Genomic DNA, 12917 nt, shown 5'->3' on the forward strand with positions numbered 1-12917 from the left:
GTAATTTGTTTTAAAATAATTAAGTTTTCTTTTGCTCAGTTTAAAATTTAACTTAATTTTGTCTATAGAATTAGTAGAGTTTAAAATAACTATTTATCAATAAAAAAACAACGCTTTGAAAACTATCAAAAACACCTCATTTTTGATCACGCAATTAAGTCAAGTATTCTCCAATCCCGGACGAATGTGTTGTTGCTGTTAGAGTTTTTATGAGTTTGAGTTTAGTTGAGTTTGTATAAAGTACAGTTACTCTTTGTTGAAAAGTTTAAGCATTATTTGTTTTACAAAATCAAAAACATACCAATTCTTAAAAGAAGAATTACACAAAAAATTTATTGGAAAAAAATAGATGCGAAATGTTCCTGAGAGAGCAAAGTACATTTCTTATGGTAAAACAGAAATTATATTTTTTTAAATCTGATAAAAAATCAAAATAGTACTAATTAAAAATAAAAGAAATGAAGTTAATGTGTTGTAAATAAAAAAAGCCATTTCTGCGGCAACAGAAATGGCGAAGTTTAAAAAAGAAATGTTCATCTCAGAAAAGGAAAAAAGAAAGTTGATAAAATCAGCCTTCAGGCTCCTTATTATTTAAACTAAAACAAAGTAATGAAAAAAAAATTAAATATAATTTTATGGTTCGCTGTTTTTCTAGTTTCATTAGGAATTAGCGCACAAAGCACAAAACCCACTATAAATTCTACCCTTGATGGTGTAGTTATAGACCAAATTACAAAACAACCCATTCCAGGGGTTAACGTTCAAATTAAAGGAATTACCCATAGTGTTATTACTGATTTAGACGGGAAATTTAGTTTTCAAACAGGACAAAGTTTTCCTTACACATTAGTAATTAGTGCTGTAGGTTATGTTACTAAAGAACAATTTGTAAACGATAAGTTCATACAAATTGCATTAAAAGAGGATGTAAAGGAGCTGAATGAAGTGGTTGTTATTGGCTATGGAACTACTTCCAAAAAAGACTATACAGGAGCAGCCGAAACCGTTTCTACTCAGGCGTTGCGATCTACTCAACGTAGTTTAGAGAGCGCACTCCAAGGCTCGGTTGCGGGGGTCAATGTGACTCAAACATCGGGTCAGCCTGGAGCAGGATTGAGTATTAGAGTTCGTGGAGGAAGTTCGATACAAGGAGGAAACGAGCCGCTTTATGTTATTGATGGTTTTCCAATTTACAACTCAGATGTAACCTCAGGTGTTTTGAGCGGTAGTCCGACTAATCCACTTTCGGCAATTAATCCTGCAGATATTGAGTCGATTACAGTTTTAAAAGACGCTTCTTCTACAGCTATTTATGGTTCCAGAGGGGCAAACGGAGTAGTAATTGTTACTACTAAGAAAGGAAAATCGAATATCATGGCCGTAAATTACGATTACTCTTTAGGGCAACAAGAAGTTCGTAAAAAAGTATCAGTATTAGACGCTGCGGGGTTTTCAAGACTTAGAAATGCAGCTTTATATGATACTAATCCGGCGGGAGGGACTAACCAATACTTATCAGATGCTCAAATAGCTCAATTAGGAAAAGGGGTGGATTGGCAGGATGAAGCATTTAGAACAGCGCAAACGCAAAACCACCAATTGAGTATTACAGGAGGAAATAATCAAACTAAATATGCTATTTCAGGTAACTATTTCAATCAGGAAGGAATTATAAAAAATACAGGTTTCGAACGCTTGAGTGGCCGAATTAATTTAGATTCAAAATTAAGTGATAAATCAAGATTTGGTGTAAACCTTTCGATAGCAGAAACCAAATCAAAAGTAGCGCCATCAGGATTAGTAACGGCTTTATTAAGTATGCCTCCTACAGCAACTATTTATGAAGCAGATGGAAGTTATACTTTGAGAAATCCTTTCGAAAATATATTTTCAAACCCAATTGCTACTTTAAACGAACGTAAAAACAGAGCGATAAATACAAGAACTCAGGGAACTGTTTTTGGCGAATATGATGTATTGGAAAACTTAGTTTTAAAAGTTTCTTTTGGAGCTGATTTGATTGCGAACAAAGAAACAACCTATATTCCTTCTACAATTTACGAAGGTTTGATTACTAATGGTGAAGCAAAAATAGGAAACAGTAACAACAAAACCTGGCTGAACGAGAATACGTTAACCTACACTAAAGTTTTCAATGATGTACATAGTTTAAATGTATTGGCAGGATATACACAACAAAGTTCTGCAAGAGATTTTGTTACTACAGGATCACAACAGTTTGTAAATGATGTGACTTCAGACAATAGTTTGCAAAGTGGAAATCTAGCATTGATTCCTACTTCTGGTGAAAGTAGATGGGCATTGAATTCGTATTTGTCACGATTGAATTATAATTATGATTCCAAATATTATTTTACGGCAAGTATTAGAGCTGATGGTTCTTCCCGATTTGGTAAAAACAATAAATGGGGTTATTTCCCATCGGTTGCAGCAGCTTGGCAAATAGACAGAGAAAACTTTTTTAGTCCGTTGTCTAATGTAATTAATAGTCTGAAATTGAGAACAAGTTACGGTTCTACAGGAAATCAGGAAATAGGGGAATACCAATCATTATCTACATTGAGCAGTGTGAAATATCTTTTTGGTGACCAAATTTATACTGGATTTACACCAACAAGAATTGCAAATGACGATTTAGGATGGGAATTAACCAAACAGTTTGATGCAGGAATTGATTTAGGAATCTTTAATAATAAAGTGTTTCTTACTCTTGATGCTTACCGCAAAACGACTAAGAATTTATTGTTAGATGTTCAAATCCCATACACTAGCGGATTTACATCTTCATTGCAAAATTTTGGTTCGGTACAAAATCAGGGAATTGAGTTAGGAATTAATACTTCTTTAAGCAATGGCAATTTATCATGGATCTCTAATTTTAATATTGCTTTCAATAAAAATAAAGTTTTGGCTTTAGGTAATGATGCTGAATTCTACACTTTTGGAAATTACATTTTAAAAGTGGGAGACCCTTTAGGTTCATTTTATGGAGCAGTAACTGATGGGATTTTGCAAACGGCTGATATAGCAACTAAAGGCATTTTTACAGGAAATGCTACACCTAAAGCTGGGGATCGTTTGTACAAAGACATCAATGGCGATGGTGCATTTACAACTGCTGCTGATAGAACTACTATAGGGAATGCGCAACCTGATTTCACATTTGGATTCTCAAATAACTTTATTTATAAAGGTTTTGAATTGGGTATTATAATACAAGGATCTGTTGGTAATGATATCCTGAACGGGAATTCACAAGCCTTAGAATTGTTCAACGGACAGCAAAATGCGTCAACATCTGCTTTAGATGCCTGGACACCAGCTAATCCAAGTACAACGACTCCTCGTGCTAAGTTAGATCCGGCACCCGTATTCTCAAATCGATTTGTAGAAGATGGTTCGTTCGTTCGATTCAAAAACATCACATTGAGCTATAATTTACCTAAAACACTAATAGAGCAATTTAAATTGACTGCTGTAAAGTTAAGATTGGTAGGAGAGAACCTAATCACATTTACAAACTACAGCGGATTTGATCCGGAAGTAACTAACGGAAGTTCTATTTCTCCGGGAACAGATACGGGAATTTATCCAACAGCTAAAAGTATTTCGGCAGGTTTAAGTGTAACATTCTAAAAGAAACATCATGAAAAAAATAAGCATATTAAGTTTACTGATTCTTTTTACAATCAGTGCTTGTAATTCTTTGGACGAAGATCCAAAAGCATTTATTGCAGCGAATAATTTTTATAAAACAACAGAAGATGCTGAGGCAGCTGTAATTGCCATTCATAACGCGATGAATAGTGGTACGCATACTTTATACAATCGTTTAATTCAGATTTCGACAGAAATGGCTACGGATGATTATGAAGCAGGACCACGCGCCAGAAATGCGCATGTTAGAGCTTTGTCTAATCTAACGCACGATGCCTCAAATGACCGCATGTTAGAACTTTGGCGTCAAAGTTATGATGGAATCAACAGAGCCAATGTCGCGATTGATAATATTTCGAAAAATCCAAATCTAAGCACCCAAAAAGATAAAGATTTGGTTAATGAAGCGAAGTTTTTAAGAGCTGTACTGTATTTCAATTTGGTGCGATGGTTTGGTGATGTACCATTAGTTTTACATGAAACCACAACTTTAACTTCGGAAGCTTTGAATGTTTCGAATACACCAGAAGCAGTAGTTTATACCCAAATTGAAACGGATTTATTGGATGCCGAAGCATTGCCTGAAGTACAACAAATTAACGGAAGACCGACATCGGGTGCAGCAAAAAGTATTTTGTCTAAAGTGTATTTGACACAAAAGAAATGGCAACAAGCAGCCGAAAAAAGTAAAGAAGTGATTGATAGTGAAGTATATGATTTGTTCGAAGATTTTGCAGACGTGTTTAATGTAGCTACTAAAAATGGTAAAGAGCATATTTTCTCGGCACAGTTTAAAGGACTTACTAACTGGAATGGAAACATGTTGGCTTCTACATCAGCACCAACTTCTGTACCGGGAATTGCAGGAGATCAGGCAGATGCTTTGCACACAGCCGGAGGACTTTTTGAATCTTTTGCAGAAGACGATACACGTAAATATGTGACTTTTGGAATTAAATATGTAAGTCCAACGGATGGAAAAACATATACTACAATTCCACATTTTTATAAATATTTTGATTTGGCTACACCAGCTTCACCAGGACAATCTTCAAAAAATACACCGATTATTCGATTTGCTGAGGTATTGTTAATCTATGCCGAAGCAGCAAATGAATATCAAAACGGACCGTCAGCATTAGCTTATGAAGCGATTGACCGCGTGAGAAAAAGAGCCCACATTCCGTTGATTTCTGAAATTTCTCCCGCTTTAAGCAAAGACGATTTTAGAGAAGTGGTTTTTAATGAAAGAAGAAAAGAATTGGTTTACGAATACCAACGCTGGTTTGATCTGGCACGAAGAGGTCCGGATTATTTTGTAGCCCGATTAAAAGCTGCCGGAAAAACAAATGCACAGCCTAAACATGTTCATTTCCCAATACCGCAAAGAGAATTGGATTTGAACCCGAATTTGGATCAGGTTCCAGCCTGGAAATTACAATAAGACAACTATTTAAATTTAAATACAATGAAAAAAACATTTATAGCATTAAATCTATTATTGGCATTTGGTCTATCTGGCCAGGCACAAACAGCAACTTCAAAACCAAACGTTATCTTAATCATGGTGGACGATATGGGATATTCTGATTTAGGAAATTATGGTTCAGAGATTAAAACACCTAATCTGGACAGATTAGCAAAAGAAGGAACACGCCTTCGCGAATTTTACAACAACTCTATTTGTGCACCTACCAGAGCTTCTTTGCTAACAGGGCAATACCAGCATAAAGCAGGAGTGGGTTATTTTGATGTGAACTTGGGATTGCCGGCTTATCAGGGTTATTTGAACAAAGAGTCTTTAACTTTAGGAGAAGTATTTCGTTCAGGAGGATATAGTACTTTGTTGTCTGGAAAATGGCATGTGGGTTCTGAAGATAAATCGCAATGGCCTAATCAGAGAGGATTCGATAAGTTTTACGGAATCTTAAAAGGAGCTGCTAATTATTTTAATACTGATGGATTGCCTTTTGGGAAAACACCATATCCGGTAGCTTTAATTCGAAATAATGAAGAATTGCATCCCAAAGCGGATTCGTATTATTTTACAGATGAAATTGGTAATAATGCCGTGCAGTTTTTGGACGAACAAAATAAAGAGAACAAACCGTTCTTTTTGTACTTAGCTTTTACAGCGCCTCACTGGCCGTTACAGGCAAAACCGGTTGATATTGCTAAATACAGAGGGAAATTTGACGAAGGTTGGGATGTGTTGAGAGAAAAAAGAATTCAGAAATTAAAAGAAAACGAAATTCTATTGCCTAATCAAACTATTGCTCCAAGAGATCCGGAAGTACCGGAATGGAGTAAATTAACTTATGATGAAAAGCAATTCTGGAAAGCTAAAATGGAAGTGTATGCAGCTATGGTAGACAACATGGATCAAAATGTTGGGAAAGTTTTGGATAAATTAAAAGCTTTGAAAAAAGATAAAAATACACTGATTGTTTTCATTTCAGATAATGGAGCGCAAGGTGGTTTCAATACTTACAATCCTTTAAGAAGAGGTTTGGTTAAAAATGATGGGCCAATTGGAACTTCGGGATCATTTGATTATCAGGAACAAAACTGGGCTTATTTGTCAAACACACCTTTGCAGGATTATAAAAATAATATGCACGAAGGTGGTTTTAGTTCTCCTTTTATTGCCTGGTATCCGTCAAAAATTAAGGCAGGCAGAATTGATAAAGGAACAGGACACCTTATTGATTTAGCGCCAACTTTTTACGAACTAGCAGGAATTGAGTATCCAAAAGAATTGAAAGGTGTAACATCAAATCCGTTAGCAGGAAAAAGTTTGTTACCTGTGTTATTCGACGGTGCTTCTGAAGTGAATCGTGGTGCTCCAATATTCTGGGAAAGAGCAGGAAACAGAGCCGTTAGAGAAGGCAAATGGAAGTTGGTTTCTATCTTTCCGTCATACCAATGGGAATTATACGATTTAGAATCCGATAGAGGAGAAACAACCAATCTGGCTCAACAAAATCCAGCAATTGTGAACGATCTTTCGGCTAAATATTTTGATTGGGCTAATAAAACAGGCGTGGTAGAATACAGCAAAATAAGACCAGGGAATGAATTAATTCCGGGTGCGGCTGCAAAGAAATAATGATTTCTCAATAAAGAACTATAATCTTTTAAATTGAGAGCAACTCTTGGTTTGGTTTGTTAGTGTTAGTTTGGTAAAAAGGGGCTACTTCGGTTGTCCCTTTTACTCTGTTTTATTGATTTTTAATGTAATGAAAGTAATAGGGTTTGTTTAAGGGATAACCCAAAAAAAAGGTAGTTATGAAAATACATAGTTTAATAATAGGAGTTGTTTTTAGTAGTTTGTACTCAAGTTTTGCGCAGGAAAATAAGGTAGTAGCTGAGGTTTCTGCAACAAGTTGTGAAGCCATGTGCAAGGCAAATACCTCTAAGAAAGCCTTATTGTTACAATCTATTGCCAATAATTCTACTGAAAAAAGTACTAAGTCAACTGACGGAATGGTCTGGGTTGCAGCAGGCGAATTCAATATGGGAACCAATGATTATCCCGATGCGCAGCCTGTTCACAGCGTAAGTGTAAAAGGATTTTGGATGGATCAACACGAAGTTACCAATGCCCAATTTGAAGCATTTGTAAAAGCGACTAATTATGTTACTATTGCCGAAAGACCTTTAAATTCAGCTGATTATCTCGGAGTTCCTCTTGAAAATTTAGTGCCGGGTTCTGCAGTATTTTCTCCTCCAACGGATAAAGTTTCGTTAGGGAATATTCAACAATGGTGGAAATATGTGCCAGGTGCCAATTGGAAACATCCGTCTGGACCTGAAAGTACTATTGTGGGACTCGAAAATAATCCTGTGGTACAAATTAGTTATCTGGATGCTAAGGCTTATGCCGATTGGGCTGGGAAGCGTTTGCCAACAGAGGCAGAATGGGAGTTTGTTGCCAGAGCAGGTAGAGAACATACTAAATACTATTGGGGTAGCGAACTCAAACCGGATGGTAAATGGCTAGCCAATATTTTTCAGGGAACTTTCCCAAATAACAATACCGCCGAAGACGGTTTTGTGGGTGCAGCTCCGGTAAAGTCTTTTCCAAAAAATCCTTTTGGAATCTATGATTTAGAAGGAAATGTATGGGAATGGTGTAACGATTTATACCGAGATGATTATTATAAAATGAGTCCTCAGGATAATCCACAAGGACCTCCGAATAGTCATGATCCGGAAGAACCCGGAGTGGAGAAACACGTGCAAAGAGGTGGTTCTTATTTGTGTAGCGACCAATATTGCATTCGCTATGTTGCTGGTAGCCGAGGAAAAGGAGAGACTACAAGCGCTTGTAATCACCTGGGTTTTCGCTGTGTGAAAGATGCTCAATAATTTTTGTGTTTTAAAAATATATATAACATTATGAGAAAAAAGATATTATTGTTTTTGGTGCTTTTGCTTGCAATTGAAACGAGTTCAGCACAGAAGGTGAAGAAAATAAACTTGCATACTGAAATTAAGAAGAACAGACTTCATATTGCAAATAGAATTGCCAGCCCTTTGAATGATAAAAAATACCAAGGACTGGAACTAAACGAAAAGGAAGGCGAAGGGATTGTCTGGCTTCAAAACCAAAATTTCTCAAAAGGAAGTATCGAAATAGATGTGAAGGGGCAGGATGTTTTTCAAAAGAGTTTTCTGGGGATTGCGTTTCACGGTCAAAATGATTCGATTTATGAAGCGGTTTATTTTAGACCCTTTAATTTTTATGCTCAGGATTCCGTGAGACGAATTCATGCGGTGCAATATATTGCGCATCCAAAGTTCACTTGGGAGAAATTGAGGAAAGAAAGAAATGCCGAATTTGAAAAAGCAATTCCTAATGCTCCAGATCCTAACGGATGGTTTCATGCGCGAATTGAAATTAGTGCAACCGAAGTAACAGTTTTTGTCGAAAAAAATCCCAATCCAGTACTTCATGTAAAACGCTTAAGCCCTTATTCTGATGGAAAAGTTGGTCTCTTTGTAGGTGATAATTCAGGAGGGAAATTTGCAAATATGAGGATAGTACGATTTAAGAGTTGATAGCCTAAATTAGCTGAAATGTTTTTTTAAACTTTTACAACAGCATCTAGGATGTGAATGCGTTTATAGAAACCCTCTGGAAATTAAAATCCGGAAAAAAATAAAGCAAAAGCCCAAGATTTAGCTCTTGGGCTTTTTTTGTAGTATTTGTTGTTGATTAACGGGTTTATTTGTTGTTTGTAGATTTATATTTTTAAGAAAATTATTATAATTATATTTGAAAAATAAAAGCTATTGTAACGACACAAAAGTACCTATATTTGGGTAGATTGGAGCCATTTTATGGTAGCTATAAACGAGTTGTGTGAATTTACAAAGAACCTTACGCTATGATTGTTGATAGAGTTTATAAACCAAAACGAAAAGAATTACTTTATCATTATTGTGATGCAACAACCTTTCATGCTATTTGCACAAATAAAACTATTCGGATGTGTGATTTATTTAGCATGAATGATTATTTAGAAATGCATTGGGGTTATTCAATTTGGGAAAAAGCTGCCACAGAATTACTTCCTGAAATTGGCGAGGAATTTCTAAACGCTATCGATCATATAATCCATTTTTCAGGAGGATGGGGTTTACTTCTTGCCTCTTGCTTCTCTTTAGATGGAGACGTGTTAAGCCAATGGAGAGCTTATGCTGATGATGGAAATGGTTATGTAATTGGCTTTAACGCACAAGATTTGAAAAAAATGTCTGTCAGAGCATTAAAAGTCGAGTATCGTGAGAAAAAACAAATTGAGGAAATTAAAAAAGTTGTTAAAGCAATTTACGATGTTGAAAAATCTTTACCCGAGGAAGAAAAATTTGGAGAGGGGTTTGTAGAACTTTGTACTTTATTATCATTTGATTCCGCCTCATATAAAAATCCAGCATTTTCTGAAGAAAAAGAGGTTAGATTAGTTCACCTCCTAAATTTCGAAAAAAGCAATAACTCATTAAAACTTGTAGACAATGGTGGGATCGCATTCGGAAAAGATTGTCCAGGTCAAGAGGTTAAATTTCTTATGTCACAAAATGCTCCTAAAACATATATAGATTTAGATTTTTCAAATAGTGGGAAATCATTTCCTATCAAAGAAGTTATCATAGGTCCAAAGAATTTAGTTTTATCTACTGCAATTTCTACATATTTGGAAACTTTAAACATTCCAAATGTAGAAGTTAAACGATCAAACGCATCATATAGATGAAATTTTCATAACAACGGATAAGCTAATTGGTTGTTTTTCTGTAAATAGGAATATTATTTATCAGATAGCTCGGATATAACTAAATATCTTGTAAACGGATAGCCCCGATGGCTCGGATATAACAAAATATCTCGTTCAACGGATAGCGGTTTTGTAAGACAGTGCCCCGTAAAAGTTAGCAAGCAATACAGGAGTTACTAACTTTACATAGACAAAAAAGAAAATCCTGATACCTCCTTTACCCAAAATTCAAGATGTTGAACCTTTTGAAAACGAATTGTACTAAAAAACAGTTGTTAAGTCATTGTTTTTTTAGTGGTTTATTTTTTTTATTTAAAATAATTCTACTAATTCTATAGAGTTTATAAAATAATTTTGTAGGTTTGCATCAAAATAAGATGTAATCAGTGCTGTAAATCTGATTAGAAACTTTTCAATAAAAAAAACGAACAGATTAAAAAATGGAGAAAATCAAATTAAAACATATTTCAGTAGTAATTGTTGCATTAAAACTGTTGTTAATATCAGTAGTAGTTATCAAGTATTTACCCAACGCTTCAGCAGAAGATTTAACATTTAATCAAACTTTTTTCTGGTTCTTGCTAGCGGGATTCTTGGCTCAAATAGTTGATGGAGCTTTAGGAATGGCCTATGGTGTTACTTCAAATTCGGTATTACTAGGTTTTGGACTTTCTCCCAGATTAGCTTCTGCAGCCGTACATACGGCAGAAGTTTTTACTACTGGTGTATCAGGACTTTCGCATATTAAGTTTGGTAACTTTAACAAAGCATTGTTTTTAAAATTAATAGTTCCCGGAGTTTTGAGCGCTTCAGTTGGAGCTTATTTATTAGGTTCTGTTATCGATGGGGAATATATAAAACCCTATGTTAGTCTTTATTTAGTAGTTCTGGGAGGAATTATTATTTCTAAAGCGTTTAAGAAAAATGCTAGCAAAAAAACTGATTTGAAGAAAGCACCTGTTTATGCTCTTTTTGGAGGTTTTTTAGACGCCATTGGAGGCGGAGGTTGGGGGCCAATTGTAACTTCTAATTTAATAAAAGAGGGACATACACCTAGCACGGTAATAGGAACAGTAAACACTGCCGAATTTTTTGTAACGTATTTTACCGCAGGAATTTTAATTTTTTTCACAGGAATTCAAAGTTGGCAAATTATCTTAGGGCTAATACTTGGAGGTACATTAGCAGCACCTTTTGGAGCTTACATCGCAAAAAAGTTAGCTGTAAAAACGATGATGATAACCGTGGGAGTCTTAATTATATTGACTTCATTTTATACACTTTCAAAAGTCATTTTTTAATGAATTTGAATTTTATTAGTACTAACTAGTTGGTGAGTAATTTTATAGATTAAGTAGTTTAGCCTGAAAGCATTTTAAAAATTAAAAATAGAACAAAGATGAAAATAATAACAAAAAAAGTGAATATGTGTTGTATGATGCCAATGTGCAGCACGCATAGCTATTGCCTCAAGCGAAAGATGTAATCATAGTATACCTATGAAAACTAAAGTCCTTTTGGTAAGCTTTCCAAAAGGACTTTTTTTATGCCCCAAATTTCAAAAAAATAATATTTAAAAATTTAAAACATAGCAATCATGAGCACTCAAAAATTTCAAACAGCAGCCTTACATGCAGGACACAATTTAGAAAAAAACGCAGGAACCAGAGCAGTACCAATTTATCAAACCAGCTCTTATGTGTTCAATAACACGGAACACGCAGCTAATCTTTTTGGCCTGGCTGAAGAAGGGTTTATTTATACCCGATTAAACAATCCCACAAATGATATCTTAGAACAGCGACTGGCTAAATTAGAAGGCGGAATTGGAGCCGTTGTTACAGCCTCGGGAACAGCCGCCATAGCTACTGCCTTATTGGTTTTATTAAAAGCGGGAGATCATATTGTGGCTTCCAATAGTTTATATGGAGGAACTTATAATTTGTTTAAAGTAACCCTGCCTAGATTAGGGATTACGACCACATTTGTAGACGCTTCAGATCCGTCTAATTTTACCAAAGTAGCCCAGGAAAATACCAGGGTATTTTTTGCAGAAAGTTTAGGAAACCCAAAATTGGATGTGTTGGATTTAAAAGCTATTTCGGCTGCGGCCAAAGAATTTAAAGTTCCTTTTATAGTAGACAATACGGTGGCTTCACCTTATTTGTTAAACCCAATTGAGCATGGTGCAAACATTGTAATCCATTCGTTGACTAAATACATTTCGGGTAACGGAACTTCGCTGGGAGGCGTAATTATCGATGCAGGAAATTTTGATTGGAGTAATGGCAAGTTCCCTGAATTTACCGAACCATCTCCGGGTTATCACGGCGTAGTTTATCATGAAGTATTAGGCAATGCCGCTTATATTGCAAAAGTCCGCATAGAAGGGCTTCGCGATTACGGGGCAGCGCTGAGTCCGTTTAACGCTTTCCAGATTATTCAGGGTTTAGAAACTTTGGCAATTCGTGTTAAAAGACATAGTGAAAATGCTTTGGCTTTAGCCCAGTGGCTTGAACTTCAAAAAGAAGTGGCTTGGGTAAATTATCCGGGATTGAAGGTGAGTAAGCAATATGTTTTGGCACAAAAATATTTACCAAAAGGGCAGAGTGGGGTTTTGACCTTTGGTCTAAAAGGAGGATTCGAAGCCGCTAAAAAAGTTGCTGACAGTGTGAAATTATTTTCTCTTTTGGCCAATATAGGAGATACCAAGTCCCTGATTATTCACCCTGCCAGTACAACACACCAGCAATTGTCAGAAGAAGAGCAAATTGCTACTGGTGTTACCAATGATTTAATTCGCCTTTCAGTAGGATTAGAAGATATAGAAGATTTAAAAGCCGATTTAAAAGAGGCTTTTGCAAAGCTTCCGGTTGAAAAGTTAGTTTAGTTTGTTTTTGGTTTTTTTTATAGCTGCCCTCATTGGTTGGTTGGGGCAGTTTGAAAAAACAATAAATT

The 12917-nt window shown here is 35.6% G+C and carries 8 protein-coding genes; all 8 read left to right on the forward strand.

The window, feature by feature from the left end; genetic code table 11:
- Positions 1 to 609 precede the first annotated feature (609 nt).
- The 8 genes from FDM27_RS01200 to FDM27_RS01235 all read left to right on the forward strand — a co-directional run bounded on the left by FDM27_RS01200 (position 610) and on the right by FDM27_RS01235 (position 12849).
- Positions 610 to 3657 (forward strand): SusC/RagA family TonB-linked outer membrane protein, encoded by a 3048-nt coding sequence (locus FDM27_RS01200; RefSeq protein ID WP_140484879.1) that lies wholly within the window; start codon positions 610 to 612, stop codon positions 3655 to 3657.
- Between the two features lie 10 nt (positions 3658 to 3667).
- Positions 3668 to 5122 (forward strand): RagB/SusD family nutrient uptake outer membrane protein, encoded by a 1455-nt coding sequence (locus FDM27_RS01205; protein WP_140484880.1) that lies wholly within the window; start codon positions 3668 to 3670, stop codon positions 5120 to 5122.
- 24 nt (positions 5123 to 5146) lie between these two features.
- Entirely contained in the window at positions 5147 to 6787 is a 1641-nt protein-coding gene (locus tag FDM27_RS01210; protein WP_140484881.1) for an arylsulfatase, read from the forward strand.
- Positions 6788 to 6966: 179 nt separating this feature from the next.
- Positions 6967 to 8049, forward strand: a complete 1083-nt coding sequence (locus FDM27_RS01215) for a formylglycine-generating enzyme family protein (protein ID WP_140484882.1) — start codon at positions 6967 to 6969, stop codon at positions 8047 to 8049.
- Positions 8050 to 8079: 30 nt separating this feature from the next.
- Complete coding sequence (locus FDM27_RS01220) at positions 8080 to 8742, forward strand: hypothetical protein (RefSeq protein WP_140484883.1); 663 nt, start codon at positions 8080 to 8082, stop codon at positions 8740 to 8742.
- Between the two features lie 329 nt (positions 8743 to 9071).
- Positions 9072 to 9938, forward strand: a complete 867-nt coding sequence (locus tag FDM27_RS01225; RefSeq protein ID WP_140484884.1) for a DUF2971 domain-containing protein — start codon at positions 9072 to 9074, stop codon at positions 9936 to 9938.
- Between the two features lie 461 nt (positions 9939 to 10399).
- On the forward strand, positions 10400 to 11260 hold the full coding sequence (locus tag FDM27_RS01230; protein ID WP_140484885.1) for a sulfite exporter TauE/SafE family protein: 861 nt from the start codon (positions 10400 to 10402) through the stop codon (positions 11258 to 11260).
- Positions 11261 to 11556: 296 nt separating this feature from the next.
- The gene (locus tag FDM27_RS01235) at positions 11557 to 12849 is read left to right on the forward strand and encodes an O-acetylhomoserine aminocarboxypropyltransferase/cysteine synthase family protein (protein WP_140484886.1); all 1293 of its coding nucleotides are present in this window, start codon (positions 11557 to 11559) and stop codon (positions 12847 to 12849) included.
- Positions 12850 to 12917 lie beyond the last annotated feature (68 nt).

The organism is Flavobacterium sp. GSA192, from assembly GCF_006386525.1.
In the GTDB taxonomy this organism is placed as follows: Bacteria; Bacteroidota; Bacteroidia; order Flavobacteriales; family Flavobacteriaceae; genus Flavobacterium; species Flavobacterium commune.

Bases quoted from the DNA above. Each gene is read 5' to 3' on its own strand.
- FDM27_RS01200 (WP_140484879.1), top strand. From the start codon at position 610: ATGAAAAAAAAATTAAATATAATTTTATGGTTCGCTGTTTTTCTAGTT.
- FDM27_RS01205 (WP_140484880.1), top strand. From the start codon at position 3,668: ATGAAAAAAATAAGCATATTAAGTTTACTGATTCTTTTTACAATCAGT.
- FDM27_RS01210 (WP_140484881.1), top strand. From the start codon at position 5,147: ATGAAAAAAACATTTATAGCATTAAATCTATTATTGGCATTTGGTCTA.
- FDM27_RS01215 (WP_140484882.1), top strand. From the start codon at position 6,967: ATGAAAATACATAGTTTAATAATAGGAGTTGTTTTTAGTAGTTTGTAC.
- FDM27_RS01220 (WP_140484883.1), top strand. From the start codon at position 8,080: ATGAGAAAAAAGATATTATTGTTTTTGGTGCTTTTGCTTGCAATTGAA.
- FDM27_RS01225 (WP_140484884.1), top strand. From the start codon at position 9,072: ATGATTGTTGATAGAGTTTATAAACCAAAACGAAAAGAATTACTTTAT.
- FDM27_RS01230 (WP_140484885.1), top strand. From the start codon at position 10,400: ATGGAGAAAATCAAATTAAAACATATTTCAGTAGTAATTGTTGCATTA.
- FDM27_RS01235 (WP_140484886.1), top strand. From the start codon at position 11,557: ATGAGCACTCAAAAATTTCAAACAGCAGCCTTACATGCAGGACACAAT.